25 protein-coding genes and 1 pseudogene are annotated in these 26,438 nt (G+C 72.5%); 12 read left to right on the top strand and 14 right to left on the bottom strand.

From position 1 onward, the window contains the following. Positions 1-12: 12 nt before the first annotated feature. Positions 13-1,503 carry an MFS transporter gene (locus ACQEVZ_RS17170; protein WP_344503081.1) on the bottom strand — a complete coding sequence of 497 codons (1,491 nt, stop codon included), beginning with the start codon at positions 1,501-1,503 and terminating at the stop codon, positions 13-15. Between the two features lie 49 nt (positions 1,504-1,552). Here ACQEVZ_RS17170 and ACQEVZ_RS17165 point away from each other — a divergent pair, with 49 nt between their 5' ends. From ACQEVZ_RS17165 to ACQEVZ_RS17155, 3 genes are all read left to right on the top strand, one after another. Beyond that, complete coding sequence (locus tag ACQEVZ_RS17165) at positions 1,553-2,380, top strand: TetR/AcrR family transcriptional regulator (RefSeq protein WP_344503080.1); 828 nt, start codon at positions 1,553-1,555, stop codon at positions 2,378-2,380. Continuing rightward, positions 2,377-2,931 (top strand): hypothetical protein, encoded by a 555-nt coding sequence (locus ACQEVZ_RS17160; RefSeq protein WP_344503078.1) that lies wholly within the window; start codon positions 2,377-2,379, stop codon positions 2,929-2,931. The genes ACQEVZ_RS17165 and ACQEVZ_RS17160 overlap by 4 nt, the downstream gene beginning before the upstream one ends. A 152-nt stretch (positions 2,932-3,083) precedes the next feature. Then, positions 3,084-3,923 (top strand): DUF1028 domain-containing protein, encoded by an 840-nt coding sequence (locus ACQEVZ_RS17155; protein WP_354888305.1) that lies wholly within the window; start codon positions 3,084-3,086, stop codon positions 3,921-3,923. 10 nt (positions 3,924-3,933) lie between these two features. Here ACQEVZ_RS17155 and ACQEVZ_RS17150 read toward each other — a convergent pair whose 3' ends face one another. Further along, positions 3,934-4,821, bottom strand: coding sequence for a LysR family transcriptional regulator (locus ACQEVZ_RS17150; RefSeq protein ID WP_433367506.1), 888 nt, complete (start codon positions 4,819-4,821; stop codon positions 3,934-3,936). Positions 4,822-4,908: 87 nt separating this feature from the next. On the opposite strand from ACQEVZ_RS17150, the gene ACQEVZ_RS17145 reads away from it, so the two are divergent. After that, positions 4,909-6,342, top strand: a complete 1,434-nt coding sequence (locus ACQEVZ_RS17145; RefSeq protein WP_433367503.1) for an aspartate aminotransferase family protein — start codon at positions 4,909-4,911, stop codon at positions 6,340-6,342. On the opposite strand, the gene ACQEVZ_RS17140 is transcribed toward ACQEVZ_RS17145, so the two are convergent. Both ACQEVZ_RS17140 and ACQEVZ_RS17135 read right to left on the bottom strand, forming a co-directional pair. Continuing rightward, the gene (locus ACQEVZ_RS17140) at positions 6,339-6,962 is read right to left on the bottom strand and encodes a response regulator transcription factor (protein WP_344503074.1); all 624 of its coding nucleotides are present in this window, start codon (positions 6,960-6,962) and stop codon (positions 6,339-6,341) included. The two genes, ACQEVZ_RS17145 and ACQEVZ_RS17140, sit on opposite strands and share 4 nt — an antisense overlap. Next, the gene (locus ACQEVZ_RS17135) at positions 6,952-8,451 is read right to left on the bottom strand and encodes a GAF domain-containing protein (protein WP_433367500.1); all 1,500 of its coding nucleotides are present in this window, start codon (positions 8,449-8,451) and stop codon (positions 6,952-6,954) included. The genes ACQEVZ_RS17140 and ACQEVZ_RS17135 overlap by 11 nt, the downstream gene beginning before the upstream one ends. Positions 8,452-8,576: 125 nt before the next feature. Here ACQEVZ_RS17135 and ACQEVZ_RS17130 point away from each other — a divergent pair, with 125 nt between their 5' ends. From ACQEVZ_RS17130 to ACQEVZ_RS17115, 4 genes and pseudogenes are all read left to right on the top strand, one after another. Then, complete coding sequence (locus ACQEVZ_RS17130; protein ID WP_344503072.1) at positions 8,577-9,236, top strand: SDR family NAD(P)-dependent oxidoreductase; 660 nt, start codon at positions 8,577-8,579, stop codon at positions 9,234-9,236. Next, a complete protein-coding gene (locus ACQEVZ_RS17125; RefSeq protein WP_433367496.1) occupies positions 9,233-10,258 on the top strand; it encodes an S-adenosylmethionine:tRNA ribosyltransferase-isomerase in 1,026 nt (341 codons plus the stop codon). The genes ACQEVZ_RS17130 and ACQEVZ_RS17125 overlap by 4 nt, the downstream gene beginning before the upstream one ends. A 921-nt stretch (positions 10,259-11,179) precedes the next feature. Further along, positions 11,180-11,383, top strand: a pseudogene (locus tag ACQEVZ_RS17120) (hypothetical protein); the annotation flags it as partial. Between the two features lie 397 nt (positions 11,384-11,780). Continuing rightward, a complete protein-coding gene (locus ACQEVZ_RS17115) occupies positions 11,781-12,167 on the top strand; it encodes a RidA family protein (protein WP_433367493.1) in 387 nt (128 codons plus the stop codon). Here the strand turns inward: ACQEVZ_RS17115 and mug are convergent, their stop codons facing one another. Further along, on the bottom strand, positions 12,168-12,737 hold the full coding sequence (gene mug, locus ACQEVZ_RS17110; protein ID WP_433367490.1) for a G/U mismatch-specific DNA glycosylase: 570 nt from the start codon (positions 12,735-12,737) through the stop codon (positions 12,168-12,170). A gap of 47 nt (positions 12,738-12,784) precedes the next feature. On the opposite strand from mug, the gene ACQEVZ_RS17105 reads away from it, so the two are divergent. After that, a complete protein-coding gene (locus ACQEVZ_RS17105; RefSeq protein ID WP_433367487.1) occupies positions 12,785-13,210 on the top strand; it encodes an ester cyclase in 426 nt (141 codons plus the stop codon). 16 nt (positions 13,211-13,226) lie between these two features. After that, positions 13,227-13,637, top strand: a complete 411-nt coding sequence (locus ACQEVZ_RS17100; protein WP_344503067.1) for a RidA family protein — start codon at positions 13,227-13,229, stop codon at positions 13,635-13,637. A 58-nt stretch (positions 13,638-13,695) separates the two neighbouring features. Here the strand turns inward: ACQEVZ_RS17100 and ACQEVZ_RS17095 are convergent, their stop codons facing one another. Then, the gene (locus ACQEVZ_RS17095) at positions 13,696-14,361 is read right to left on the bottom strand and encodes a pentapeptide repeat-containing protein (RefSeq protein WP_433367483.1); all 666 of its coding nucleotides are present in this window, start codon (positions 14,359-14,361) and stop codon (positions 13,696-13,698) included. Positions 14,362-14,469: 108 nt separating this feature from the next. Between ACQEVZ_RS17095 and hrpA the strand changes: the two genes are divergently transcribed. Next, entirely contained in the window at positions 14,470-18,552 is a 4,083-nt protein-coding gene (gene hrpA, locus ACQEVZ_RS17090) for an ATP-dependent RNA helicase HrpA (RefSeq protein WP_433367480.1), read from the top strand. Between the two features lie 165 nt (positions 18,553-18,717). Here the strand turns inward: hrpA and ACQEVZ_RS17085 are convergent, their stop codons facing one another. From ACQEVZ_RS17085 to ACQEVZ_RS17075, 3 genes are all read right to left on the bottom strand, one after another. Further along, the gene (locus ACQEVZ_RS17085) at positions 18,718-19,935 is read right to left on the bottom strand and encodes an MFS transporter (RefSeq protein ID WP_433367477.1); all 1,218 of its coding nucleotides are present in this window, start codon (positions 19,933-19,935) and stop codon (positions 18,718-18,720) included. Positions 19,936-19,973: 38 nt separating this feature from the next. Next, positions 19,974-20,978 carry a hypothetical protein gene (locus tag ACQEVZ_RS17080; RefSeq protein WP_433367474.1) on the bottom strand — a complete coding sequence of 335 codons (1,005 nt, stop codon included), beginning with the start codon at positions 20,976-20,978 and terminating at the stop codon, positions 19,974-19,976. A 134-nt stretch (positions 20,979-21,112) separates the two neighbouring features. After that, complete coding sequence (locus tag ACQEVZ_RS17075; RefSeq protein WP_433367471.1) at positions 21,113-21,655, bottom strand: hypothetical protein; 543 nt, start codon at positions 21,653-21,655, stop codon at positions 21,113-21,115. 327 nt (positions 21,656-21,982) lie between these two features. On the opposite strand from ACQEVZ_RS17075, the gene ACQEVZ_RS17070 reads away from it, so the two are divergent. After that, positions 21,983-23,509 (top strand): hypothetical protein, encoded by a 1,527-nt coding sequence (locus tag ACQEVZ_RS17070; protein ID WP_433367468.1) that lies wholly within the window; start codon positions 21,983-21,985, stop codon positions 23,507-23,509. A 44-nt stretch (positions 23,510-23,553) separates the two neighbouring features. Here the strand turns inward: ACQEVZ_RS17070 and ACQEVZ_RS17065 are convergent, their stop codons facing one another. From ACQEVZ_RS17065 to ACQEVZ_RS17045, 5 genes are read right to left on the bottom strand one after another with little or no spacing between them, the layout of a single operon-like run. Continuing rightward, on the bottom strand, positions 23,554-24,102 hold the full coding sequence (locus ACQEVZ_RS17065; RefSeq protein ID WP_433367465.1) for a GNAT family N-acetyltransferase: 549 nt from the start codon (positions 24,100-24,102) through the stop codon (positions 23,554-23,556). Positions 24,103-24,109: 7 nt separating this feature from the next. Beyond that, positions 24,110-24,520 (bottom strand): hypothetical protein, encoded by a 411-nt coding sequence (locus ACQEVZ_RS17060; protein ID WP_433367462.1) that lies wholly within the window; start codon positions 24,518-24,520, stop codon positions 24,110-24,112. Continuing rightward, positions 24,517-25,521, bottom strand: coding sequence for an NADP-dependent oxidoreductase (locus ACQEVZ_RS17055; RefSeq protein ID WP_344503057.1), 1,005 nt, complete (start codon positions 25,519-25,521; stop codon positions 24,517-24,519). The genes ACQEVZ_RS17060 and ACQEVZ_RS17055 overlap by 4 nt, the downstream gene beginning before the upstream one ends. Beyond that, positions 25,518-25,934 carry an organic hydroperoxide resistance protein gene (locus ACQEVZ_RS17050; RefSeq protein ID WP_344503056.1) on the bottom strand — a complete coding sequence of 139 codons (417 nt, stop codon included), beginning with the start codon at positions 25,932-25,934 and terminating at the stop codon, positions 25,518-25,520. Before ACQEVZ_RS17050 ends, ACQEVZ_RS17055 begins: the two co-directional genes overlap by 4 nt. Continuing rightward, a complete protein-coding gene (locus ACQEVZ_RS17045; RefSeq protein ID WP_433367457.1) occupies positions 25,912-26,379 on the bottom strand; it encodes a MarR family winged helix-turn-helix transcriptional regulator in 468 nt (155 codons plus the stop codon). Before ACQEVZ_RS17045 ends, ACQEVZ_RS17050 begins: the two co-directional genes overlap by 23 nt. Between the last annotated feature and the right edge of the window lie 59 nt (positions 26,380-26,438).

The following is a 26,438-nucleotide window of genomic DNA, read 5'->3' as shown; positions in this document are numbered from 1 at the left end:
TGGCGTCTCCGGCTAGGTGTGGGCTGGCGCATCCGGCCGGGCTTGGGTGAGCGCCTCGGGCTCGATGTGGTCAGGGGTCTCGGGCCGGGCGCGGGCGGGCAGGAGGAACGACAGGCCCGCGGCGAGCGCCAGCAGGCCGAGCTCCAGCCACAGCACCTGCCGCAGCCCCGAGTCGAAGTCGCCGCCCGCCCAGGCGAAGAACGCCGTGCCGAGCGCGGCCACGCCGATCGCGCCGCCGACCTGCTGGGCGGCGGTCAGGGTGCCGGACGCCGAACCGACCTCGTGCTCGTCGACGGCGGCCAGGACGATGTCGAAGTACGGCGCCATCGAGCAGCCCATGCCGACGCCCAGCACCAGCAGCGAAGGCAGCAGCGCCACGGACGACACCGGACCGTCGGTGACCGTCAGGGTGACCAGCAGCGCGACCACCCCCGCGGCCAGCACGGCGGTGCCGCCGACCAGGAGCCGCCGGCCGCCGAGCTTGGCGCTGAGCACGTGCCCCGCCACCGCGCCGACGGCCGTGCCGAACGCCCACGGCGATTGGGTGAGACCCGCGCGCAGCGGCGAGAAGCCGAGGCCCAGCTGCAGATAGATGCTGAGGATGAGGGTGAGGCCCATCAGGCCGGCGAAGAAGATCAGGCCGACGAGCAGGCCGGCCGTGAACCGTTGCTTGGCCAGCAGGCTGGGCTCGATGAGCGGGCTGCGTCCCTCGCGGTGCAGGCGCTGCTGGTACCGCTGAAACACCCAGAACATGGGAACGGCCAGCGCCATCATCGCCCAGGCCCACCAGGGCCAGCCGAGCTCGCGCCCCTGCACCAGCGGGAAGACGAGCAGCAGTAAGGACGCGCTGAGCAGGACCGTGCCGGTCAGGTCGAGCCGGAGCTTCGCCTCGTCGCCGGGGGTGGGCCGCGGCAGCACCAGCCAGGCGCCGATCAGCGCCGCGACGCCGACGGGCAGGTTGATGAGGAAGATCATCCGCCAGCCGGTGCCGAACAGGTCGGCGTCGACGAGGACGCCGGCGAGGATCGGGCCGCAGACTGCGGACAGGCCCATCACGGGGCCGAACGCGCCGAACGCCGCGCCGATCTGCTCCGGCGGGAACGCCGCCTTGATCAGCCCCAGGCCCTGCGGGATGAGGACGGCGCCGGCGAGGCCCTGCAGGATCCTGCACACCACGAGCGACGCCGGGCCGGGCGCGATGGCGCACAGCAGCGACATCAGGGTGAATCCGGCGGCACCAGCGAGGAACATGCGGCGGCGGCCGAAGATGTCGCCGAGTCTGCCGCCGGTGACCAGGCCGACGGCGAACGCGAGGGTGTAGCCGGCGGCGAGCCACTGCAGGAAGGCGGTGCCGCCCTCGGGGCCCACCAGATCGGCGCGTATGGACGGGCCGGCGATGGCGATGATCGTGGCGTCGAGAAGGTCCATGACCTCGGCGGCGAGGACCACGGCGAGGACCGCCCAGCGCCAGCGGTACGTTTTCGAACGCTGTTCGTTGTTCACGAACACCGTTCTACTCGCGAACACTGTTCGTGTCAAGTACGATTGGCGGGTGCCATCCGTCCCCGATTCCAGTGCCGTGCCCTCGTCCAGCGCCGTGGTGGAGACCAGCGCTCTGCACGGATCGGCGGTGCCGGCGCCGCCCTGGCGGACCCGGCGGAAGGCGCCTGCGGCGCGGCAGCCGCTGAGCGCGGAGGCGGTGATCGAGACCGCGCTGCGGCTCGTCGACCGGGACGGGCTCGACGCGCTGAGCATGCGGCGGGTGGCGCAGGATCTCGGGACCGGACCGGCCTCGCTGTATGCGTATTTCGCCAACAAGGATGAGCTGCTGGAGCAGCTGCTCGACCGGGTCGTCGGCGAGATCCCGCTGCCGGTGCTCGACGCGTCCGGCGATTGGGCGGCGGTCGTGAAGCGCAGCTGCTGGGACAGCCGGGCGGTGTTCCTCGCCCACCGCGACCTCGTCAAGGTCGCCCGGGCCAACATCCCCGTGGGGCCCAACTCGTTGCGCTACACCGAGGCGATGCTCGCCGTCCTCCGCGGCGCCGGCATCCCCGACAAGGTCGCCGCGTGGGGCATGGACCAGATGTCGCTGGTGATCGTCGCCGACGCCGTCGAGACCTCGATCCACGTCAGCCACGGCCGGCAGTCGGAGGCGGACGCCGCGCCGTACCTCGCGCAGATCCGGGACTACTACGCGTCACTGCCGGTGGATCGCTTCCCCAACCTGGTCGCGATGGCGCCGACGATGACCGAGGGGAGCGGCGACGAGCGGTTCGCGTTCGCGATCGACCTCATGGTGGACGGCCTCGCGCGGCACGCCACCGGGCGTGTGGTTGAGTCGTCTCGGGTCTCGGGTTTCGTGGGCGGGGGCGGGAAATGACGGCGATCGTGGGGCTGGTGCACTCGGGCACCGTGTACATCGGCGGCGACAGCGCGGGCGCTTCGGGGTGGAGCCTCACCGTCCGCGCCGACAGCAAGGTGTTCCACAACAACGGCTACCTCTTCGGGTTCACCACCTCGTTCCGGATGGGGCAGCTCATCCGGTATGCGCTGAAGCCGCCGAAACCGGTCGGCGACATCGAGCGGTTCATGGCGACGCGCTTCATCGACTCCGTCCGCGAGGCGCTGAAGGCCGGCGGATGGGCCCGCCGGGACAGCGAGCGCGAGGAGGGCGGCACCTTCCTCGTCGGCGTGAAGGGGCGGCTGTTCACCGTCCACGACGACTACCAGGTCGCCGAGGCCGCCGACGGGTATGCGGCGGTGGGCGTCGGCGACGAGATCGCCCTCGGGGCGCTCTTCGCGACCGCCGGCTCCCGGATGGCGCCGCAGCGGCGGGTCGAGGTGGCGCTGCGGGCGGCGGAGCGCTTCAGCGCCGGGGTGCGGGGGCCCTTCGTCTGCCTCTCCCAGCCGCCGGGCGCGCTGCCGACCTGAGCGTGTGCTGCGGACCGCCATGCCGTTCTGCTTGCGGTTTTTCCGCATGTACGGCGGTTCGTGGCCGGGCGGGCCGGTTGTCAGTCCGGCTCACGGCGCCGTTCGAGGTGCGATCGGGCCGGGGTCTTGCCGGTTCCGTTACGGTGTGCGCCATGACGTTCTCGATCGTCGGCCGGTCCGCTGACGGGCAGTCCCTCGGTGTCGCCGTGGCCAGCAAGTTCCTCGCCGTCGGCGCGGCCGTCCCCGCCGCCCGGGCCGACGTCGGGGCGCTGGCCACACAGTCGTTCGCGAACCTGGCGTACCGCGTGCAGGGCCTGGCGCTGCTCGGCACCGGCACGACGGCCGCCGACACCGTCGCCGGGCTCACCGCCGCCGACCCGGGCCGCGCGTCCCGGCAGCTCGGGGTGGTCGGCCGGTCCGGGGACGGGGCCACGTTCACCGGCGACGAGTGCTTCCCGTGGGCCGGTGGCGTGGCCGGCGACGGGTACGCGATCCAGGGCAACATCCTCACCGGCGCCGACGTCGTCCGCGACATGGAGGCCGCCTGGCTCGCCGACCCGGCCGCCCCGCTCGCCCGGCGGCTGCACGCGGCGCTCGCCGCGGGGGACCGGGCCGGCGGCGACAGTCGCGGCCGGCAGAGCGCGGCATTGTTCGTCGTCCGGCGCGGTGCCGGGTACGGCGGCCTCAGCGACGTCGAGGTCGACCTGCGCGTCGACGACGACCCCGACCCGGTCACGCGGCTGGGCACCCTGATCGGCCTGTGGGAGCTGTACTTCCAGAAGCCGGACCCGGCGACGCTGCTGCCGCTGACGGGCGAGCTGGCCGCCGAGGTGGCGGAGCGGCTGGCGGCGCTGGGCTTCGCCGACCTGGCCGGCTGGGCCGGCGTGGAGAACCTGGAGGAGCGCCTCGTCGACGACGCCATCGACCCGCTCGTCCTGGCCCACCTGCGTGCCGGTTCCCCGTCGTCCTCACCTTCACAGGATCGTCCGTAGGGGTCTTTTGTCAGGAGGCGGCGCGGCGGAGGCTCTCGACGACCGTCGCGACCGAGGGCCGCGCCGCGGAGCTGCGCCGGACGGCGGCGGTGATCCGGCGCCGCATCGGGTCGCGGACCGGCCGCGCGGCCACCCGGTACCGCGGATCGACGGCGAGCTCAGGCAGCAGCGTCACCGACAGGCCCGCCTCGACGTGCGCCAGCAGCGGACCGTAGGAGGCGAAGCAGCCCACGATCTCGGGCTCGAACCCCGCCCGCCGGCAGGCCGTCGTCACGAGGTCGAACGTCCACGTGCCCGGCAGCTCGACGCTCCACGGGTGCCGCGCGAAGTCGGCCAGGTCCACCGTCCCGCGGCTCGGCCCCGCCGTGACCAGCATGATCTCGTCGGTGGCGAGGACGGTGTGGACGACGTCCGGCACGATCGCGGCGTCGCCGGAGCCGAGGTCGGCCGTGACCACGACGTCGCACTCGCCGCGCTGCAGGGCCGCCACGCTCTCGGCCGGGTCCAGCTCCCACACCGTGACCCGTAGCCGGGGATGGTCCCGTCCGAGGTCCCGCACCGCGCCGAGGACGAACGTGTTGAGCGCACTCGTGAACGCGCCCAGCCGGACCCGTCCGGCCAGCCCACCCTCCACGGCGTCGAACGCGGCCAGCTCCTCGTGCGCAGCGCCCATCTGGTCGAGGATCACCCGCGCGTGCCGGGCCAGCGCCGCCCCCGCCGGCGTGAGCCGCAACCGGCGCCCCGCGCGCTCGAACAGCTCGGCGCCGGCCTCCCGCTCGAGCACGGCCAGCTGCTCGGACACGTTCGACGGGCTCAACCGCGCCGCCTCGGCCACCGCCCGCACCGTGCCCAGGCTCTCCAGCAGCGTGAGCAGCCGCAACCGCCACGGATCCAGCACGCCGGCCTCCTGTTGTCCGGTGGTCCCGAACAGTATGTGCGGAATGATGCGCTGGAGCCTGACAATGCGCGCGCCTACCGTCGACCCATGAGCGACGACGACTTCTGGCAGGACGTGCGGCGGCATGTCATCCGGTACGGCGGAACGTTCACGCCGGAAATCATCGACCGAGCCGAAGGCAGCTACGTCTACACCGAGAGCGGTCGCCCGATCCTCGACTTCACCTCGGGCCAGATGAGCGCCATCCTGGGCCACTCCCACCCGGACATCGTCGCCACCGTGCGCCGCCAGGTCGGCACGCTCGACCACCTCTTCAGCGGCATGCTGTCCCGCCCGGTCGTCGAACTCAGCCGCCGCCTCGCCGCCTCCGTCGAAAAAGCCGCCGCCTCAGCGCTGCTGGACGGCTCGCCCGCTGGCGTCTCGGCGTTGTCGGACGGTTTGACTGCCGGGGGCACGGTGCTGCTGGACGGGTCGTCGGCCGGGGCGTCGGGGCTGCCGGGCGCGTCGGTCAGCGGCGGACCCCTGGACAAGGTGCTCCTCCTGACCACCGGCGCCGAGGCCAACGAGGCCGCCGTCCGCATGGCGAAGCTCGTCACCGGCGGCCACGAGATCGTCTCCTTCGCCAAGTCCTGGCACGGCATGACGCAGGCCGCCGCCGCCGCGACCTACAGCGCCGGCCGCAAGGGCTACGGACCGAACGCCCCCGGCAACATCGCCATCCCGACACCGAACGCGTACCGGCCGGACTTCACCACGCCGGACGGCTCCCACGACTGGCGCCGGCAGCTGGACGTCGCCTTCGACCTCGTCGACGCCCAGTCCGTCGGCAGCCTCGCCGCCTGCCTCGTCGAGCCGATCCTCAGCTCCGGCGGCGTCATCGAACCACCGCTCGGCTACTTCGCCGCGCTGCACCGCAAGTGCCGCGAGCGGGGGATGCTGCTGATCCTCGACGAGGCGCAGACCGGCCTGTGCCGCACCGGCACCTGGTACGCCTTCCAACGCGACGGCGTCGTCCCCGACATCCTCACCCTGTCCAAGACGCTCGGCGCGGGGCTGCCCCTCGCGGCGGTGCTCACCAGCGCCGAGATCGAGGAACGCGCCCACGACCGCGGCTACCTCTTCTACACCACCCACGTCTCCGACCCGCTCGTCGCCGCCGTCGGCAACACCGTCCTCGACGTCCTCGAACGCGACCAGTTCGACCTCCGCGCCGCGACCCTCGGCACCCGCCTGCGCAACGGGCTCCTGGACATCCAGCGCCGCCACCCGGTCGTCGCCGACGTCCGCGGGCGGGGACTCCTGCAGGGCATCGAGCTGAAGGACGAGGGCGCCGGCGCGGACCGCATCGGCGCCGCCGTGACCCGGCGCTGCCTGGAGCTCGGCCTGCACGTCAACGTGGTGCAGCTGCCCGGGATGGGCGGAACCTTCCGGATCGCGCCGCCACTGACCAGCACCGACGAGGAGATCGACCAGGGCCTGGAGATACTGGACCAGGCGATCGGCGACACCGCGCAGCATTAGGCACCATCCAGGCCGGAGCGGACGGCGTACAGGGCGGCCTGAGTGCGGTCCTGCACGCCGAGCTTCGTGAGGATGGCGCTCACGTGGGTCTTCACCGTCTTCTCCGCCAGCCCGAGGACGCGAGCGATCTCCCGGTTGGACCGGCCACGGGCCATCTCGGCGAGCACCTCCCGCTCCCGGGCGGTCAGGTGCGCCAGCTCCGGCGCCGGTCCGCTGTCCGCCAGCAGCCGCGCGACCTCTGGATGCAGCAGCACGTGCCCGGCGTGGACGGCCCGGATCGCCGAGGCGAGCGCCGGCGGGTCGATGTCCTTGTACACGTATCCCGCCGCCCCGGCCCGGATCGCCGGCAGCACCGCCGACGGGTCGGTGAAGCTGGTGATGACGAGCACCTTCACCCCACGCAGCCCAGGCAGCGCCTCGACCCCGTCACCACCGGGCATCTTCAGGTCCAGCAGCACCACGTCAGGCGACGTCTCAGCCGCCGCGGCAACGCACGACGCGCTGTCCTGCGCCTCACCGACCACCACGATGTCGTCCTGCAGATCGAGGAACGTCCGCAACCCCTGCCGCACCACCGGATGGTCGTCGACCACAAGCACCCTGATCGGATCAGCAGCCACCGGGCACCTCCATGGTGACCGTCGTGCCGGCCCCCGGCTCGGACGACACCGTCAACCTGCCGCCCACGCTGCGGGCCCGCTCCCGCATCGACGCGAGCCCGAGCCGGCGCTGAGCGCCGGCGCCCGCGGTGGAGCCGCCGCCGTTGCCAGACCTGGCCACGCCAGCCCCCTTGCCGGCATCAGCACCAGCGCCGACTGCTCTGCCTGTGCTGACTGCTCTGCCCGCGTCGACCGCTCTGCCTGTGCTGACTGCTCCGCCCGCGTCGACCGCTCTGCCTGCGCTGACTGCTCTGCCCGCGTCGACCGCTCTGCCTGCGCTGACTGATCCACCCGCGCTGACTGCTCTGTCTGTGTCGGCTGCTCTGCTCGCGTCGGCTGCTCTGCCTGTCTCGGTGGCACTGCCTGCGCCGGCTGCTCTGCCTGTCTCGGTGGCACTGCCTGCGTCGGCTGCTCTGCTTGCGCCGGGCGATCTGCCTGTGCCGGAGCCGCTGTCGAAGCCCGCGCCGTCGTCCGTGATGCGCAGGACGAAGCCGCGGCCGGAGCGGCGCAGGTGGATGTCCACGTGGCGGGGGTCGCCGTGGCGCAGTGCGTTGTGCAGGGCTTCCTGGGCAACCCGGTACGCCGCCTCCTGACGCTCCCCGGACAACTTCGGCAGCTGGTCGCCGGTGAACCGGATCCTCGCGGTGTGGACCCGGTCGAGCAGCTCTGCCTGCCGCTGGAGCGCCGCCGCGAGCCCGTCGCCGTCGAGGTCGGCGGGGCGCAGACCGACCACGATGGCCTTGAGCTCGGCGGTCGCGTCCGCGGCGAGCCGGCGCACGGTTTCCAGCTCGGCGAGAGCCCGCTGCGGGTCGCGGGCCACCAGCGCGGCCGCCGCGTCGGTGGTGAGCCGGAGGCTGAACAGCTTCTGCGTCACCGCGTCGTGCAGCTCCCGTGCGATCCGTTGCCGCTCCTCCACGATGGACAGCTCACGGCTGCGCTCATACAGCCGCGCGTTGACGATCGCGATGGCCGCGTGCGCGGCGAGCAGGCGCAGCAGCTCCTCGTCGCGGGCGTCGAAACCACCGAACCGTGGAAGGCAACGCTTGTTGGCCAGGAAGATCTCGCCGAGGATCTCGTCGCCGTCGACGATCGGCATGCCGAGGAAGTCGGACATCACCGGGTGCGCGGCCGGCCAGCCCTCGAACTGGGGATGCGTGCGGATGTCCGCCGAGCGGACCGGGTTCGGGTCGTGGAGCATCGCGCCGAGCAGCCCGTGGTGGCGGGGGATCGGCCCGATCGCCCGCCACTGGTCGTCGGACAGCCCGTCGGCGAGAAACTCGCGGAACGAGCCTTGGCCGTCGGGGATGCCGAGCGCCGCATACTCGGCGTCCAGGAGCCGCCGGGCGGCGGAGACGATCGTCTGGAGCACCTCGCGGACCGACAGGTGCGCGGTGACGGCGAGAACCGCAGCGCTCACCTCGCGGAGCTCATCGCGGTCGTAGGTGCTCATGGCTTCGACAGTACCGACGTCGGCGCGCTCTCCGCCTCGGCTCATGGACCTAGGTCGAAAGACCGGGACCAGAGCCCGTCCGATGCCCGATGTCGCCGGCCGCGGCGCTGCATAGCGTCGGTGACATGCCAACTGCCATCATCACCGGCGCCTCCCGGGGGCTCGGACAAGCGCTCAGCACCGCCCTGATCAAGGCCGGCTGGACCGTCGTCGCCGACGGCCGCACCCTGGCGGACACACCGTCGGATGCGCTGCCCGCCGAGGTGATCCGGGTGCCCGGCGACGTCACCGACCCCGCGCACCGGGCCGCACTCGTCGAGGCGGCGCTCGCCACCGGCCGGGTCGACCTGCTCGTCAACAACGCAGGCATTCTCGGCCCCAGCCCGCAGCCGCCTTTGGCCGACTATCCACTCGAGACGCTGCGCGAAGTCTTCGAGGTCAACGTCGTCGCGCCCCTCGCCCTGACCCAGCTCGCGCTGCCCGCGCTGCGCAAGGCCGACGGCGCGGTCGTCACCATCACGTCCGACGCCGCGGTCGAGGCGTATGCGGGGTGGGGCGGTTATGGAGCGGCCAAGGCCGCCGCCGAGCAGGCAAGCAACGTGCTCGCCACCGAGGAGCCCAACCTGCGCGTCTGGTGGGTCGACCCGGGAGACCTGCGCACCCAGATGCATGCCGAGGCGTTCCCCGGCGAGGACATCAGCGACCGTCCGCTGCCAGAGACGGTGGCCCCGGCGTTCGTCGACCTCGTCACCACGCGCCCCGAGTCGGGGAGGGTCCGGCTGTGACGGCCGCCGAGCTCGCCGCACCCGGCATGGACTTCGAGCTGCCGCCCGAGCTCGAAGCGCACGAGCCACCCGAGGCGCGCGGCACTCCTCGAGACGGTGTGCGGCTGCTGCACGGCCAGGGGAGCACGGTGTCGCACCACCGCTTCACCGACCTGCCCGGCCTGCTGCGTGCCGGCGACCTGCTGGTCGTCAACACGTCCGGCACGCTGCCCGCGTCGGTGCCGGTCGCGGGTGCGCCGCTGCGGGTCCACTTCTCGACCGAGCTCGCCGACGGGCGGTGGCTGGTCGAGGTCCGCGGCGCCGACGACCTCGGCCGGCGCCCGGGGCAGCCCGGCCCGCTGCGACTGCCCGGCGGCGGCACCGTCACGCTGGAGGAGCCTTACTCGCGGGGCAGGCTGTGGTTCGCCTCCGTCAAGACCCGCACCTCCGTCATCGACTTCCTGCATCGGCACGGGCAGCCGATCCGCTACCCCTACGTGCGGCGCCAATGGCCGATCGAGGCGTATCAGACGGTGTTCGCGACCCAGCCGGGCAGCGCCGAGATGCCGAGCGCGGCGCGGCCGTTCACCGACCGGGTGGTGACCAGGCTCGTCTCGGCAGGCGTGCAGATCGCGCCACTGGTCTTACACACGGGGGTGGCGTCGCCTGAGGCGCACGAGCGGCCGTATCCGGAGTGGTTCCGCGTGCCGCCAGGCACGGCGCGGCTCGTCAACGAGACACGGGCCGCGGGCGGCAGGGTCGTCGCCGTCGGCACCACGGCCGTCCGCGCCCTGGAGACGGTCGCCGGCGAGGACGGCCGGGTCGCCGCTGGCGAGGGCTGGACCGACCTCATCGTCACGCCCGCCCGCGGTGTTCGTGCGGTCGACGGTCTGCTCACCGGCCTGCACGAGCCGAAGGCATCGCACCTGGACCTGCTCGCCGCAGTCGTCGACCGCGACCTGCTCGCCCGCTGCTACGCCGAAGCGGTCCGCGCCGGCTACCTCTGGCACGAGTTCGGCGACGTCAACCTCCTGCTGCGATGAAGGAGACACGACGTCCTGCTGCGATGAAAAGAGACACGACGTCGCTGCGGCGCGGACGTACGGCGGGTCCCGGTGGCGGCAATGCGGCGCCGACCTGGAGCCCGGCGTCGGCTCGGCGCGGTGTGGCTGGAGCAGCGGGGGTGGGTCGGAGGGCGCGAGTGGGTCAGAGCGGTGGTCGGAGCGGCGGGGTGGGTCGGACTGCGTGGGCGGGTCGGACTGCGTGGGCGGGTCGGAGCGGCGCGGGGTGGGTCGGAGCGGTGGGGTAAGTCGGGCAGCGTGGGGCGGGTTGGAGAGGCGCGGGTGGGTCGGGGCAGGTCGGGGCAGCGCGGGTGGGTCGGAAACGGCGCGGTGGGTGGGTATGTCGTGGCGCTGGGTGGCGTGGACCTGGTGCTGTGGGACCGGGGTGCGGGTTAGGGTCGCTGGATGACGGTGCGGTGGTCGGGCGCGACGGTCGGTGAGGTTGCGGCTGCGGTGGAGGAGTTCGCTCGCAGGATCGCGGTGTTCGACGCGCCGTCCGACGGCGGCCACGGTGGTCATGGCAGCGGCCGGGGCTATGACGGGCACCGTGGGGACGGTGGCTACGGCAGGCACAGCGAGGACGGTGGCTACGGCGAGGACAGTGGTCACAGCGGGCACGTGGATCGTGGCAGCGACCGTGGCCTTGAGGGGCACCGTGGGGACGGTGGCAATGGCGGGGATGGTGGCTACGGCGGGGACGGTGGCAATGGCGGGCACAGGGAGGACGGCGGTTTCGGCAGGCACCGCGGGGAGGGTGGCTACGGCGGGGAGGATGGCTACGGCGGGAAGAGTGGGCATGGTGAGGGGGCCGGTAATGGCGGGGGTGGCGGTGGTGTGTCGGGGCGTGGAGCGGGTGGTGTTGAGGTGAAGGTCGGCGATGCCGTTGTGCGGCTGTCGCCGGGGGTGGCGCGGGCGTTTGTGGAGGCGTTGGTTTCGTATCAGGACCCGCGGGATCGGGGGGCCTGTGATCACTGTGGTGGGGCGCGACTGGACGACAACTTCGTCTGTGCGGACTGTGGGCAGCCGAGTGGGTTGTTCGGACAGTTGCTGCGGGAGCGGGCTGCCAGGTTTGAGGGGCCTGTCGGGGAAGTGGGGTCGGCGTTGTGAGACGTGTGGGTGGCGGGCGAGCGACGGCTCTGGTCAGTGAACGCTGCGGGCAGCCGAGTGACGCTGCGGGTGGCCGAGTGAGGGTTGGTCAGGGGGAGCGGGAGGGGCCGGAGCGTGGGGACGGGTCCGTAAAGCAGCGGGCGGGTTGGCGTTCAGGTGCGGTGGGGGTGGGGGCGACAGGGCAGCGGGTGGGTTGGTGTCGGGTGCGGTCGGGGCGGGGTGTCAGGTTTGGCGGGGCGGGCGGTGGGGCGGGGGCGCGTCGGAGGAGGTCGGGCCGGCGGTGACGGACCGGTGCAGGGTGGCGAACTCGGTGGCGAGCTTGTCGAGGGTGAAGTGGGCGTTCAGGCCGCTCGAAGTGCGGAGAGTTGCACCCAGTGTGGGCAGTTACCATCCTTCGATGGACATGATCGCCCGTAATCCTGCAGACGGTGTGTACCCGGCGACCGGCGATTATGTGCACGCCATCGAGGTGCGGGGGGCGGAGCGGCTGCTGTTCGTGGCGGGCACGATGGGGCTGGACGCCGCGGGAGTGCCCGGCGCCACGCTTGCTGAGCAGCTCGACCTCGTCTGGGGCAACATCCGCGCGATTCTGGCGTCGGCTCAGATGACCGTCGACAACATCGTGCGGCTGACCAGCTACCTCCGTGATGCGGCGTACGCGGAGGCCAACGCGGCTGCTCGGGTCGCGGCGCTCGGTGGCCGGGTTGTTCCGACGACGGCGATCGTCGCGCAGACCCTCGACACCAACTGGCTGGTGGAGATCGAAGTCGTCGCCGCCGCGTGATCAGCCCGAGGTCACCACGTCGTGGAGGCGGGCGAACTCGGTGGTGAGCTTGTCGAGGGTGAAGTGGGCGTTCAGGCCGCTGGGGTTGGGCAGGATCCACAGGCGGGCGCCGGCGAAGTGCTGGGCCTGGGGGCCGACCTGGACCCGTGCGGCGCCGAAGGCGGTGCGGAAGGCGGTGACGCCGAGGACGGCGAGCCACCTCGGGGCGAAGCGTTCGACCTTGTCGCGGAGGATCGCGCCGCCGGTGGTGAGCTCCTCGCGGGTCAGTTCGTCGGCGCGGGCGGTGGCGCGGGCGGCCAGGTTGGTGATGCCCAGGCCGTAGCCGGGGAGCAGGCGCTGCTCGTCGGGGCGTAGCTGGCGAGGGGTGAAGCCGCCGAGGTGCAGGGCGGGCCAGAAGCGGTTGCCGGGGCGGGCGAAGTGGTGGCCGGTGGCGGCGGACCAGAGGCCTGGGTTGATGCCGCAGAGCAGGACGTCGAGGCCGGGTGCGATGACGTCCGGGAGGACCTTGTCCGCCGCGGCGGTCAGGTCTGCACGGCTCGGCCGGTCGGGTCGGTTCAATGTCGACGCCATGCGGACAAGGATGCCAGCGGGGCGTTCGGGGCGGGCAGAGTGGCGGGGTGGAGAACTCTTCGAAAGCTGTCGACCTCGATGCGGTGCTGGCGCTGTGGGATCAGCCTGTCGGGAGTCGTACCGATGCCGCCGACGACTTCAGGAAGTGGTATGCCGATCCGGTGCCGGTGAACGGCAGCCCGACGAGCGCTGAGGCGCTTGCGGAACGGGCGCGGGTGTTGCAGGTGGCGTTCGCGGATCGGCGGACCGAGCTGGTGCATCGGGTGGAGACCGCCGGGCGGCTGGTGATCGGGTTCTTCATGCATGTGCGGCATGTGGGGCCGTACGACACGCCGCTCGGGCGGGTGGAGGCGACCGGGCGGCAGTTGAAGATCCGGGTGACCGACATCCTGACCGTGGAGGACGGGAAGATCACTGAGATCTGGGTCATGTCGGACGAGGTGGACGTGATGCGGCAGCTCGGTGTCATCTGACGCTAGCGTGTGCGGCATGAGTGAGCGGCGGTTGATCTCCAGCGGGTCGACGTTCGAGCGGGAGATCGGGTACTCCCGGGCGGTCGTGGACGGTGACTGGGTGCACGTGTCGGGGACGACGGGGTTCGACTACTCGTCGATGACGATCTCCGACGACGTTGTGGCGCAGGCGCGGCAGTGCTGGGTGAACATCGACGCGGCGCTGCGGGAGGCCGGGGCGGGTGTCGGGGACGTGGTGCGGGTGCGGTACCTGCTGCCGGACGCCGCCGACTTCGAGCCCTGCTGGCCGGTGCTGCGCGAGTGGCTCGGCGACGTGCGCCCAGCGGCGACGATGCAGGTGTGCGGGCTGTCCGACCCCCGGATGCGGATCGAGATCGAGGTGACCGCCCGCCGCCGGAAGGGCGGCAACCTCGGCTGGCCCAGCTGAAAGCGCCCAGCTGAAAGCGCCCAGCACGCGAAGACGACCGGCGAGAGGGCCAAGAGAGCTAGTCCGAGATGGTGATGCTCAGCGCCGCGGCCAGGGCGCGTGACAGCGTGACCAGGTCGCCGGTGCTGATCGTGGCGCCCGCGAAGCTGGTCACGCCGCCCACGCCGGACAGGACGCAGTCGGTCAGCCGGGTGCCGTCCATGCTCGCGCCGGAGAACTGGGCGCCGGTCAGGTCGCAGCGGGCGAAGGCCGCACCGGTCAGGTCGGCGCCGGTGAAGTCGGCGCCGGTCAGGTTGCAGTCCTCGAAGAGGACGGTGGCGAACCGGGTGGCGCGGAACACCGACAGGTCGATCCGGCAGTCGCTGAGCGTGACGTCGCGCAGCACGCCGTCGAGCCAGTGCAGGCCGGTCAGCCGCGAGTCCCTGACCGCCACCCGCAGCAGGGTCGACTGGTCGCCGTGCACGTTGGCGAAGTCGCTGCTCTCGACCAGGCAGTCGGTCAACGACACCTTGACCAGGGAGGACTCGCTCAGGTCGGCGTGGTTGAAGCGGCACTGGTCGAACTCGGCGCCCTTGGCCGAGCGGGCGGTCAGGTCCAGGTCGTAGAAGCCGATCCCGCGGTAGGAGGCCTCGTCGTGGAGGTCGTCCTCGTCGACGGTCGCCAGCTCCAGCGCCTTCGGCGGCCGGGGCGCGGCGGGCGCCGTGAACGCAAAACGAGAGGGCATACGTGTGACGGTAGTGGCAGAAGTGACGATCCGCCGAGAATCGCGGAACCCGCGGAGCGGAAAATCACGCGGCAATCGCGGCGACGCGCGCCTATCCTTGCGAACGTTATGTCTGACGTGCCCCAGCCCACCGGCGTGACCGAGCCCAGCAACGAGGGCGGCGGCGAAACAAGCGACAAGACCGGCGTCCAGAGCAGCGCCAGGAGCGGCGACAGAAGCAGCGCTAGCAGCGGTGACAGAAGCAGCGCCAGGAGCGGCGACAAGAGCGGCGGCAGGCAGAACCGGAGACGGTCCGGAAGTCGTACAAACGCGGAAATAGCACCTGAGAACACCGCGGGTCAGGAGCTGCTGCGCGAGCTCCGCACGCGGCTGTCCGGGCTGATGCCGCAGGACCAGCACCGGCTCCGGCGCCGCATCGAGGGGGCGAAGAAGTCCCCGCACGCCCAGGCGATCGCCGAGGCCATCCGCGCTGACGTGGAGCGCGCCGAGCAGCGGGTCGAGGTCCGCCGGGCCGGGGTTCCGAAGATCACGTATCCGGAGCAGCTGCCGGTCAGCCAGCGCAAGGACGACATCCTCGCCGCGATCCGCGACCACCAGGTCGTGATCGTCGCCGGCGAGACCGGCTCGGGCAAGACGACCCAGCTGCCGAAGATCTGTCTCGAGCTCGGCCGGGGCGTGTCGGGGCAGATCGGGCACACGCAGCCGCGGCGGATCGCGGCGCGGACGGTCGCGGAGCGCGTCGCGGAGGAGCTGGGCAGCGAGCTCGGCGCCACGGTCGGGTTCAAGGTCAGGTTCTCCGACCAGTCCGGCGACCAGACGATGGTCAAGGTGATGACCGACGGCATCCTGCTCGCCGAGATGCAGCAGGATCGGCTTCTGCGCCAGTACGACACGCTGATCATCGACGAGGCGCACGAGCGCAGCCTCAACATCGACTTCATCCTCGGCTACCTCAGGCAGCTGCTGCCGAAGCGCCCGGACCTGAAGGTGATCATCACCTCGGCGACGATCGACCCGGAGCGGTTCTCCCGGCACTTCGGCGACGCCCCGATCATCGAGGTGTCCGGCCGCACGTATCCCGTCGAGGTCCGGTACCGCCCGATCGAGGCCCCCGACGAGGGCGAGGACGAGCGCGACCAGATCGACGCGATCTGCGACGCAGTCGAGGAGCTGCAGGCCGAGGGCCCCGGCGACGTGCTGGTGTTCCTCAGCGGCGAGCGCGAGATCCGCGACACCGCCGACGCCCTCGCCAAGCTCGACCTGCGCAACACCGAGATCCTGCCGCTGTTCGCCCGGCTGTCGTTCGCCGAGCAGCACCGGGTGTTCCAGTCGCACGCCGGCCGCCGGGTGGTCCTCGCCACCAACGTCGCCGAGACGTCGCTGACGGTCCCCGGCATCAAGTACGTGATCGACCCCGGCACGGCCCGCATCTCCCGCTACAGCCACCGGCTGAAGGTGCAGCGGCTGCCGATCGAGCCGGTGTCGCAGGCGTCGGCGAACCAGCGCAAGGGCCGCTGCGGCCGCACCTCCGACGGCATCTGCATCCGGCTGTACAGCGAGGAGGACTTCGAGGGAAGGCCGGAATTCACCGACCCGGAGATCCTGCGGACCAACCTCGCGTCCGTCATCCTGCAGATGATCTCGCTCGGCCTGGGCGACCTGGCCGCGTTCCCGTTCATCGACCCGCCGGACCGCCGTAACGTCACCGCCGGCGTGCAGCTGCTGGAGGAACTCGGCGCGCTGGAGAGCGGCCAGCGGCTCACCCCGCTCGGCCGCCGGCTGTCGCAGCTGCCGGTCGACCCGCGCCTGGCCCGGATGGTCCTCGAGGCCGAGCGCAACGGCTGCGTCCGCGAGGTCATGGTCATCACCGCCGCGCTGTCGATCCAGGACCCGCGGGAGCGGCCCGTGGAGAAGCAGGCGCAGGCGCAGCAGCAGCACGCGAGGTTCGCCGACAAGGACTCCGACTTCATCGGCTACGTCAACCTGTGGAACTACCTGCAGGAGAAGCAGAAGGAGCTGTCCAGCAACCAGTTCCGCAAACTGTGCAAGGCGGAGTTCCTCAACTACCTGCGGGTCCGGGAGTGGCAGGACATCTTCAGCCAGCTGCGGTCCGTGCTGCGCAGCATGGATGTGGTGCCGAACGAGGAGCCGGCCGCCCCGTACAACATCCACGTGTCGCTGCTCGCCGGGCTGCTGTCGCACATCGGGCTGAAGGACGCGGAGAAGAACGAGTACCTCGGCGCACGGGGCGCGAAGTTCGCGGTGTTCCCCGGCTCGGCGCTCTTCCGCAAGACGCCCCGCTGGGTGATGGCGGCGGAGCTGGTCGAGACGACCCGGCTGTGGGCGCGGGTCGCGGCCCGGATCGAGCCGGAGTGGATCGAACCGCTCGCCCAGCACCTGGTCAAACGCAACTACAGCGAGCCGCACTGGGAGAAGAAGCCCGCGGCGGTGATGGCGATGGAGAAGGTGACGCTGTACGGCGTCCCGATCGTCAGCTCCCGGAAGGTGAACTACGGCCGGATCGACCCGGCGCTGTCGCGCGAGCTGTTCATCCGGCACGCGCTCGTCGAGGGCGACTGGGAGACCCACCACGCGTTCTTCGCCGAGAACCGGCGGCTGCTCGAAGAGGTCGAGGAGCTCGAGCACCGGGCCCGCCGCCGCGACATCCTCGTCGACGACGAGACCCTGTTCGAGTTCTACGACCAGCGGATCGGCCCGGACGTCGTCTCCGGCCGGCACTTCGACAGCTGGTGGAAGCAGACCCGCCGGGACCAGCCGGAGCTGCTCACGTTCGACCCGGCGATGCTCGTCAACGACACCGCCGGCGGCGTCGCGAAGGACCAGTACCCCGACGCGTGGGAGCAGGACGGCCAGCGGTTCGCGCTGACGTACCAGTTCGAGCCCGGCGCCGACGCCGACGGCGTCACCGTCCACATCGGACTGCCGCTGCTCGGCCGGGTCCGGGACGCGGACTTCAGCTGGCAGGTGCCCGGCCTGCGCGAGGACCTCGTGACGGCGCTCATCAAGTCGCTGCCGAAGGTGCTGCGGCGCAACTTCGTCCCGGCGCCCGACACGGCCCGCGACGCGCTTCTTGAGTTGCCGGTCCGCGACGGGCACCTGCTGGACGCCCTGGAGCGCGAGCTGCGCCGGATGACCGGCGTGACCGTGCCGCGCGACGCCTGGGACCTGACGAAGGTGCCGGAGCATCTGAAGATGACGTTCCGGGTCGTCGACGACGGCGGCGCCGTGCTCGCCGAGAGCAAGAGCCTCCCGCAGCTGCGGGACCGGCTGGCGCCGAAGGTGCAGGAGACTGTGGCCGAGGCCGCGACGGACGTCACCCGTAGCGGCAGTACCAGCTGGGACTTCGGCACGCTGCCGCGCAGCCTGTCGCGGACCGTCGCCGGGCACACCCTCACCGTCTACCCGGCGATCGTCGACGAGGGCACGTCGGTGGCGGTCAAGGCGTTCGACCTGCCGGCCCGGCAGCGGCACGAGATGTGGGCCGGCACCCGCCGCCTGCTGCTGCTCACGCTGCCGCCGGCGGCGAAGTTCGTGCAGGGCCGCCTGTCCAACGAGGCGAAGCTCGCGCTGAGCCGCAACCCGCACCGCAACGCCGTCGACCTGCTCGACGACTGCGCCTCGTGCGCCGTCGACCAGCTCATGACCGACGCCGGCGGGCCGGTGTGGGACGGCGAGGCGTTCGCGAAGCTGCGCGACAAGGTCCGCGCCGACCTGGTCGACCTGACCCTCGACGTCGTCGGCAACGTGCAGCGGATCCTCGCCGCGTCCTATGACGTCGAGCAGCGCCTCGCCCGCACCAAGAACCCGCTGCTGCTTCCCGCGCTCACCGACATGCGCGGGCAGCTGGGGCGGCTGGTGTACCGCGGTTTCGTCACCGACACCGGATGGCAGCGGCTGCCGGACCTCGAACGGTACCTGCGCGGCATCGAACGGCGCCTGGAGAAGGTGCCGACCGACACCGCCCGCGACCGCGACCGGATGCTGACCGTGCAGGAGGTCCAGCGGGAGTACGACCAGCTGGTCTCCAGCATGACCATGAGTCCCGAGCTGCGGGAGATCCGCTGGATGATCGAGGAGCTGCGGGTGGGCCTGTTCGCGCAGGCACTCGGCACCGCCTACCCGGTCTCCGACGTGCGCATCTACCGGGCTATGGACGCGCTGCCGGCCTGATCGCGGCCGGCCCCGGTGGTGGTGTCGGCCCCGCTCACCTTCGCGAACATAACCGAAATTTCGGATATGTTCGCGCAGCGGACATATCCGAGCTGTCCAGCCCCTGCCCACCCCGCGCCGCGCTGTCCAGCTTCATGCCGTGCTGTCCGGACCCGCGGGGAGGGGCTATCGGGTGACTGGTGTGCGGTCGTGTGACGGTCGGACGGCTGGGGCGAGGACGGCGACGCCGGCGGCCAGCACCGCCAGGGTCAGCAGCGCCCGGCCCATGCCGACCACGTCGGCGAGCGCGCCGATGAGCGGCGGGCCGATCAGGATCGAGCCGTAGCCGATGGTGGTGACGAGCGCGATCGACTCGGCCGGCCGGTCGGTCTCGCCGGCGGCGCTCACGGCGGCCGGGAACACCAGACACACCCCGGCGCCCCACAGCAGCGCGCCGGCGTAGGTCAGCGGCACCCACGGCGACAGGACGGTGATGAGCACGCCGGCGATGCCGAGGAGGCCGCCCGCCCGGACCGCGCCGGCCCTTCCGAGTCTCGCCGCGGCAGGTGTACCGGCGAACCGCACGACCGTCATCGCGGTGGCGAAGACCGAGTAGCCGAGCGCGGCCGACGCCTCCGACAGCCCGCGCCCCGCGTGCAGGTACAGCGCCAGCCAGTCGCCGGCGGCGCCCTCGATGACGGTCGCGCACAGCGTGAGCGCCCCGATGAGCAGCAGCGCCTGGTTCCTGACCGGCGGGCCGGCCGGCCGCGCAACGGACTCCTCGGCCGAGGGCGACGGCGACGGCGACGGCGACGGCGACGGCGCGGAGGAGACGCGCTCGTCCACGTACCGCAACAGCCCCGCGAACGTCACGGCGGTCGCGCAGCAGGCGGCCACGGTGAAGTGCAGCGCGATCCCGGTGCCGCCGCGGGCCGCGAGGGAACCCGCCGCCGCGCCGAGGATCGAGCCGAGGCTCCAGCACGCGTGGTACCGCGGCATCCACTCGCGCCCGGCCAGCTGGTCGACGGCGCTGCCCTGCACGTTCATGGCGACGTCCCACGAGCCGTACACCATGCCGAGCGCGAACAGGGCCACCGACAGCCACACCAGGTCGGGCGCCAGCCCCGCGCAGCTGAGGACCACCGCCGCCGCCACCGACATGCACGCGACCCAGGTGCGGCTGCCCAGCCGCCGGCAGACGTGCCCGGTCAGCGGCATCGACAGCAGCGAGCCGATGCCGAGCGCGAGCAGCGCCCGCCCGAGCTCGCCGGCGGTGACGTCGAGCTTGGCGACGACCGCCGGGATCCGCGACACCCACGTGCCGAGCAGCGTGCCGCTCGCCGTGAAGACGAGGGCCGTGCCGAGCGCGGCCGATCGCATCGATGAGGTCCGCTCGCTGCGCATCGCACCATCCTGCCCGATCCGGGCGGGAGCGGCACGGGTCAGAGGTCGTTGGGCCGGCGCATGAGGATGGTCTGGTCGTTGTTCCCCGGCGGCGGCGGAACCGGCGGACCCGGCGGCGGGCCCAACGGCGGACCGGGAGGACCCGGCGGGAACGGAGGACCGGGAGGACCGGGCGGCGGAGCCGCGGGCGAGCCGTAGACGTTCGACCCGCCCTGATACGGGGGGATCACCGAGGTCGGGTTGTCGCCGCCGGCGTTCGGCAGCTGGTACACGCCGGTGTCCGGCTCGAGGCGGTCCTTGCGGCGGAAGTAGAAGAGGCTGCCGACCAGGCCGAGGGCCGCGACGATGGCCACCACGCCGATCCAGAAGCCGAACGACAGGCCGCCCTCGCTCTTGACCGGGGCGGTCTTCGGCTCCTCGCGCGGGATCGCGCCGTTGCCGGCCTCCGGCGGGGCGATCTCCTCGGTGGAGGTGGCGGCCGGGTCGGCGGAGGCGCTGCGCGAGGGCTTCACGGACTTCGACGGGGTCGGACTGGCGCTGCCGACCACCCGGATCTTGAAGGTGTCGGTGTTGTTGCCCGGCTTCGGGTCGCTGACCTCCTGGTTGGGCGCGAGCCTGGCGACGACCCTGCCCTCGCCCTCCCCGCCGGTGCGCAGGACGAGCTGGACCGAGCCGTTGGCGGACGCGCCGCCCCGGATCGTCGTCGTGCAGGTGGCCGACCTGCCCGAGACCTGGCAGGAGCCGGCGGACTCGATCTGCACGTTCTCCGGCACGGTGACCACGACCACCACCGCGGCGTTGACCTTGCCGTGGTTGGTGACCTGGAAGCCGATGCGGGACTTGTCGCCGGCCTTGCCCTGGACGCCGTTGCCGGCCTTGGCCTCGATGTCGGCCTCGGCGGGTGCCGCGTGTGCGGGCTGGGCGACGGCGAGCGTGCCGAGCGCGCCGCCGGCGAAGGCAGCGGCCAGCGCCACCGCCGCGATCCGGCGATGCGCGGCGCCGTGCCGCACCGAGCGTCCCGCGACGCGTGTCGTCGTGCTCATGTCACCCCCAAGCCGGCCCTCGGCGGACAGTAGCAGGATCCGTCAACGCAGCCGCGAGCGCCGCCCACCGCAAGGTCAGGATGCCGTGACGCCGAACACACCCGGCCCGCCGCCGCGCAGCTCAGCCCCGTGCGTCACGCCGGGGGCGGTGCGCTGACGCTCGCCAGGGCCATCAGCAGCGCGATCGCCACGAATCCGAGGTACGCGAAGCGCCGCCGCCGGACCGTCTCGTAGGCGTGCCACCACGCGATCGCCGCCTCGCACGCCGGCCCGGCGACGAACACGGTGCTCCTGCGCCGCGGCACAAGCATCGGGGCGAGGCGGACGGCGTTGCTCACGTACACGCGGCGCGACGGCGGGGGCTCGTCCGGATGCCAGGCGGTCACCTGGATCTGGTGGTCGTCGTCGCCGGCCCCGTCATCGCCGAGGAACCAGCGCTCGGACCGGCGGGCGAAGACCCGGCCGAGGAAGTCGTCGGCGGCGCCCTCGTGCCCGAGCCGGGTGCGCTGCAGCTCCAGCCAGCTCCACCGGGCCGCGACGTCGGTGAGGACGTCGCCGTACAGATGATCCGCGTCCGCCTCGGCGCCGACGACGCGCACGGCGTCACGCCGCAGCGGCTCCAGGTGCCGCGACACGAACGCGACGTACTCGACCGGCGGCTCCGACGTCATCCGCATCACACCATCGTCGCCGCCCACACCACGGAGCGCCACCCTCCCGTCCCACACCGCGGAGCGCCACCCTGCCGTCCTACACCGCGGAGCGCCGCCCTGCCGGGCCACGCCGGGGGAGCGCCGCCCTGCCGGGCCACGCCGGGGGAGCGCCGCCCTGCCGGGCCACGCCGGGGGAGCGCCGCCCTGCCCGTCCGCGCCCGCGGAGCGCCGCCCCTGCGGGCCCACACCGCGGAGCGCCACCCTCACCACCAGCGACGTTCCTGAGGCGCCGAGCGCCGCCCGCCGTTCGCGCAAGGTCAACTGTTGCGTGCGGATGCGATGATCGGCCCCGTGGGCTCCGCGTTACCCGTCGGCCGGGAGGTCCTCATCCCCCGGCAGCTGTCGGTCGCCATCGACGAGGGTGGCATCCGCACGGCTTCCGGCATGCTGCCCGCACTGCTGTACACGACGGAGGGGCTGGAGCGGCACGGCCAGCGGGAGATGGTGTTCGCCGTGGTCCGCACCGGGGCGCCCGCCCCCGGCTATCCGCTGTCGATGGCGCGCACCGTCCACCGGCTCGCCGCCGAGGGCAGGCTCGTCGAGGCCGGCGACGTCAGCGTCTTCAACCAGCCCGGCATCGACATCGACGGCCGGGTCACCGGGTTCGTGTACGCCGCCGCCCCCGAGGACATCCCGTCGACCGTGACCTTCGAGCGCCCGCCGCTGGTCGCGCTGCCGCTGCTGGCCGGCGAGACCGCGGTCATGCAGCGCTTCGGCCACGCACGGGTCCTGTCGCTGCTCGGCGCGCAGGAGCGGTACTACCCGCACCCCTGGTGGTTCCGCCCAGGCCGCGCCCCGGTCGTCGACGACGCCGAGTTCCGGGCCGCGACGATGCTGTCGAAGGCGCCCGCCTACAACCTGCCGTTCCTGCGGGTCGTGCACATCGGCGACCGGCTCGAGCTGACGATCACCGCGGGCGACCCGACCTCATACATCGGCGGCGCCGACGAGGAGCTGGAGGCGTTCGAGGAGGCGCTGCGCGAGGCCGACGACGTGTGCGCGTTCCTGCCCGGCCTCGCCGACGCCCCGCAGACCTACGTGTGGACCCCCGGCCAGCGCGGCCCGGCCGCGATCGTGGCGCCGGGCGGCGAGCGCTCGACCCGCATCGGCTGCAACTTCCTGCTCCTGGTCCGCGGCACCGCCGAGCCGACCGCCCGCCAGGTCGAGGACGGCTTCGCGGTGCTGCTGACCGGCGCGATGTACGCCCGGCTGCGGCAGGCGGTCGAGGCGGGCCGCTCGATCGAGATCGGCCTGCCCGCCGGCGCGGTCAGCACCCTCGCGCTGCGGCTGGCGCCCCGCCCCGGCCCCGCGACGCGTCAGGTGGCGGAGGTGCGGCCCGGCCCCGGCGGCCACTGGCCCTCCGGCGACGGAGGCAACGGAGGCGGCGACCGCAAGGCCGGTGAGCGGTACCGCACCGGCGAGCTCACCATCTACCACCCGCCGCGCGCCGAGGAGGCGGCTCCGGCCACCGCCGACGGCCGGACGCTGCGGCACGTCGACCGGGGCAGGATCGTGCTGCTCACGTCGGAGGAGCAGCTGCGGCAGGCGACGACGGCGGCGGAGCTCGGCGACTTCATCGACCGCGCGAGGGGCATCGTCGACCGGGCGTTCACCGGGGTCCGGCACGGCACCGAGGAGCTCATGGTCGAGTTCCGCCTGGGCCCGTCGCGGCCGGTCGGCGTGCGGATCATGGCCCGGCCGGAGGCGCCGCCGCGCGAGCTGCAGGTGGTCCTGGAGCGCCAGCTGCTGGCGCTGCGCCCGCCGACGATCCGGTTCACCGAGGTCGCCTTCCAGCTGCACCTGCGCCTGTACCGCTGAGCCTGCCGCAGTCTGCGCCGCTGAGCCTGCCGCAGCCTGTACGGCTAAGCCCGCCGCAGCCGGTGCAGCACGTGCGGGGCCAGCGGGTGGTCCGGCGCCAGGCTCGGGTGCAGGAAGTCGTCCGCCGGGTCGCGGGTCATCCCGATCCGCCGCATCACCGCCTGCGAGGGCTCGTTGGTCCGCGTGGTGATGGAGACGATCTCGTCCATGCCGGCGCCGCCGGCCGGGTCGGCGACGGGGCGGAACGCGAAGTCCCGCGCCGCCACCGCCGCCTCCGTCGCGTAGCCGCGCCCCCACGCGTGCCGGGCCAGCCGCCACCCGATCTCCAGGGCCGGCGTGAAGTGCGCCGGAAACCGCTGCCACGCCAGCCCGACGAACCCGACGAAGCCACCGGCCTCGGCCGCGTCGACGGCCCACAGCCCGTAGCCGTGCTCGTCGAACGCGGCCTCGATCCGGTCGGCGAACTCGTCGCTCTCGGCCCGGGTCAGCGGCCGCGGGAAGAACCGCATGACCTCAGGGTCGGCGTTGAGCGCCGCGAACGGCACCCGGTCCTCGTCGTGCCAGCGGCGCAGCACCAGCCGTGCGGTTGTCATCACCCTGCTACTGAGTACGCGATTCCCGGGCCACCTTCAACCCCCACAGGACCAGCGGCACCTGCAGCGGCAGCCGGCCGTAGGCGATCGCGCGGCGGGCCGGCGGCGCCTTGCGCCAGTCGACCGCCATCTTCACGTTGGCCGGGAACACCGCCGCGAAGAAGCCGGCGGCGGCGAGCCCGGCCGCCCGGCGGGTGCGCGGGTGGGCGAGCCCCGCCGCGAGCGCGAGCTCCGCGACCCCGCTCACGTACGTGTAGGTCCGCGGTGACCCGGGCAGCGACCGCGGCACGATCCGGTCGTACGGCTCCGGATTCAGCAGGTGCGTGACCCCGGCCGCGGCAAGAAGCCCGGCGAGCGCGTACGCGGACCGTCGCGCCCGCCGGCCGTGCCCCAGTGCCGCGACCAGAGGCCGGCTCACGTGAGCCGGACGATCATCTTGCCCAGGTTCTCGCCGCGGAGCATGCCGAGGAACCCGTCGACGGCGTGGTCGATCCCGTCGACGAACGTCTCCGCGACCTTCACCTTGCCCTCGCGCAGCCAGCCGGACATCTCGTCGACGAACTCCTGCCGCCGCCCCCAGTGGTCCAGCACCAGGAACCCCTGCATGGTGATCCGCTTGCTGATCAGCAGCGTCAGGTTGCGGATGCCGGTCGCGTCGGGGTTGTTGTACTGCGAGATCGCGCCGCAGATCGCGACCCGGCCGTGCAGGTTCATCCGGAAGAGCGCCGCCTCCAGCTGCTCGCCGCCGACGTTGTCGAAGAAGACGTCGATGCCGTCGGGCGTCAGCTGCTTCAGCTGGGTGCGGATCGAGCCGTCCTTGTAGTTGAACGCGGCGTCGAAGCCGAGGTCGTCGACGAGGTAGCGCACCTTCTCCGCCGACCCCGCGGACCCGATCACCAGCCGCGCCCCCCGCAGCCGCGCGATCTGCCCGACCAGCGTGCCGACGGCTCCCGCGGCGCCGGAGACGAAGACCGTCTCGTCGGGCCGCATCCTCGCGACGTCGAGGAGTCCGGCGTACGCCGTGAGCCCCGGCATGCCGAGCACGCCCAGGTACGCCGAGGCGGGCGCGATCGCGGTGTCCACGACCCGCGTGTGCTTCGCGTCGAGCAGCGCGTGCTCGCGCCAGCCGAGCCCGTGCAGCACGCTGTCACCGACGGCGACGTCTGGGCTCTCCGAGGCGATGACGGTGCCGACCGCGCCGCCGTCGAGGGCCGCGTCGACCTGGAACGGTGCCACGTAGGACGGCACGTCGTTCATCCGCCCGCGCATCGCGGGGTCGACCGACATGACGTCGTTGCGCACGAGCACCTGGCCGGGACCGGGCGCGGGCAGCTCCTCGGTGACGAGGCGGAAGTCCTCGGGCGTCGGGAAGCCGGTCGGCCGGGCGGCGAGCTGCCACACCTTGCTGCTGGTCGTCATGCGAGCTCCAGCTTGACGTCGATGTTGCCGCGGGTCGCGTTGGAATACGGGCAGACCTGGTGCGCCGCCTCGACCAGCTGCCACGCGGCGTCCCGCTCGACGCCGGGCAGGGTGACGGTCAGGGTGACGTCGAGCCCGAAGCCGCCGTTGCCGTTGGGTCCGATGCCGACCCGGGCGTTGACCTCGCTGCCGTCGACGGACGCCTTGGCGCGGCGGGCGACGACCCGCAGCGCGCTGTGGAAGCAGGCCGCATAGCCGGCCGCGAACAGCTGCTCGGGGTTGGTCGCGCCGCCGGCGCCACCCATCTCCTTCGGCACCGCGACGTCCACGTCGATGATGCCGTCGGTGCTGGTGACGTGGCCGTCGCGGCCGTCGCCGGTGGCGGTGACCTCAGCGGTGTACAGGACTGCCATCAGGAGGGCCTCCTTGCAGGTCGATGAGCGCGCCGGTGAGGCGCACCAGGGTTTCGCGGAGCTCGTCGAGCTCGTCGATGCCGAGCCCGCCCTCGCAGACGAGCCTGCCCGGGACGTCCCGGGCCCGCTCGCGCAGCGCGGCGCCGGCCGCGGTGAGCTGGATGGTGACGGACCGCTCGTCGTCGGCGCGGCGCGCCCGCGTGACGAGGCCGGCCGCCTCCAGGCGCTTGAGCAGCGGCGACAGGGTGCTGGAGTCGAGCCGCAGGGCGGCGCCGATCTCCTTGACGGTCCGCTGGTCCTGCTCCCAGAGCACGAGTAGGACCAGGTACTGCGGGTACGTGATGCCCAGCTCGTCGAGCAGTGGCCGGTATCGCGCGGTGACGGCCCGCGAGGCCGTGTACAGCGCGAAGCAGACCTGCTGGTCGAGTGCCAGAACATCCCTCACGTCCAGAACGGTAGCACGCGATTAAGTCGTGCACGACTTAAGTGACCCATTGACACTTT

The sequence above is a fragment of the Dactylosporangium sp. CA-152071 genome (assembly GCF_050936335.1).
In the GTDB taxonomy this organism is placed as follows: domain Bacteria; phylum Actinomycetota; class Actinomycetes; order Mycobacteriales; family Micromonosporaceae; genus Dactylosporangium; species Dactylosporangium maewongense.
The sequence above is the reverse complement of the archived record's forward strand: the minus strand, read 5'-3'. Positions and strand labels throughout refer to the sequence as shown.

Coding starts and splice junctions, on each gene's coding strand:
- ACQEVZ_RS17160 (WP_344503078.1), top strand. CDS start 2,377: ATGACGGCGATCGTGGGGCTGGTGCACTCGGGCACCGTGTACATCGGC.
- ACQEVZ_RS17155 (WP_354888305.1), top strand. CDS start 3,084: ATGACGTTCTCGATCGTCGGCCGGTCCGCTGACGGGCAGTCCCTCGGT.
- ACQEVZ_RS17145 (WP_433367503.1), top strand. CDS start 4,909: ATGAGCGACGACGACTTCTGGCAGGACGTGCGGCGGCATGTCATCCGG.
- ACQEVZ_RS17135 (WP_433367500.1), bottom strand. CDS start 8,451: ATGAGCACCTACGACCGCGATGAGCTCCGCGAGGTGAGCGCTGCGGTT.
- ACQEVZ_RS17130 (WP_344503072.1), top strand. CDS start 8,577: ATGCCAACTGCCATCATCACCGGCGCCTCCCGGGGGCTCGGACAAGCG.
- ACQEVZ_RS17115 (WP_433367493.1), top strand. CDS start 11,781: ATGGACATGATCGCCCGTAATCCTGCAGACGGTGTGTACCCGGCGACC.
- mug (WP_433367490.1), bottom strand. CDS start 12,737: ATGGCGTCGACATTGAACCGACCCGACCGGCCGAGCCGTGCAGACCTG.
- ACQEVZ_RS17100 (WP_344503067.1), top strand. CDS start 13,227: ATGAGTGAGCGGCGGTTGATCTCCAGCGGGTCGACGTTCGAGCGGGAG.
- ACQEVZ_RS17095 (WP_433367483.1), bottom strand. CDS start 14,361: ATGCCCTCTCGTTTTGCGTTCACGGCGCCCGCCGCGCCCCGGCCGCCG.
- hrpA (WP_433367480.1), top strand. CDS start 14,470: ATGTCTGACGTGCCCCAGCCCACCGGCGTGACCGAGCCCAGCAACGAG.
- ACQEVZ_RS17085 (WP_433367477.1), bottom strand. CDS start 19,935: ATGCGCAGCGAGCGGACCTCATCGATGCGATCGGCCGCGCTCGGCACG.
- ACQEVZ_RS17080 (WP_433367474.1), bottom strand. CDS start 20,978: ATGAGCACGACGACACGCGTCGCGGGACGCTCGGTGCGGCACGGCGCC.
- ACQEVZ_RS17075 (WP_433367471.1), bottom strand. CDS start 21,655: ATGCGGATGACGTCGGAGCCGCCGGTCGAGTACGTCGCGTTCGTGTCG.
- ACQEVZ_RS17065 (WP_433367465.1), bottom strand. CDS start 24,102: ATGACAACCGCACGGCTGGTGCTGCGCCGCTGGCACGACGAGGACCGG.
- ACQEVZ_RS17055 (WP_344503057.1), bottom strand. CDS start 25,521: ATGACGACCAGCAGCAAGGTGTGGCAGCTCGCCGCCCGGCCGACCGGC.
- ACQEVZ_RS17050 (WP_344503056.1), bottom strand. CDS start 25,934: ATGGCAGTCCTGTACACCGCTGAGGTCACCGCCACCGGCGACGGCCGC.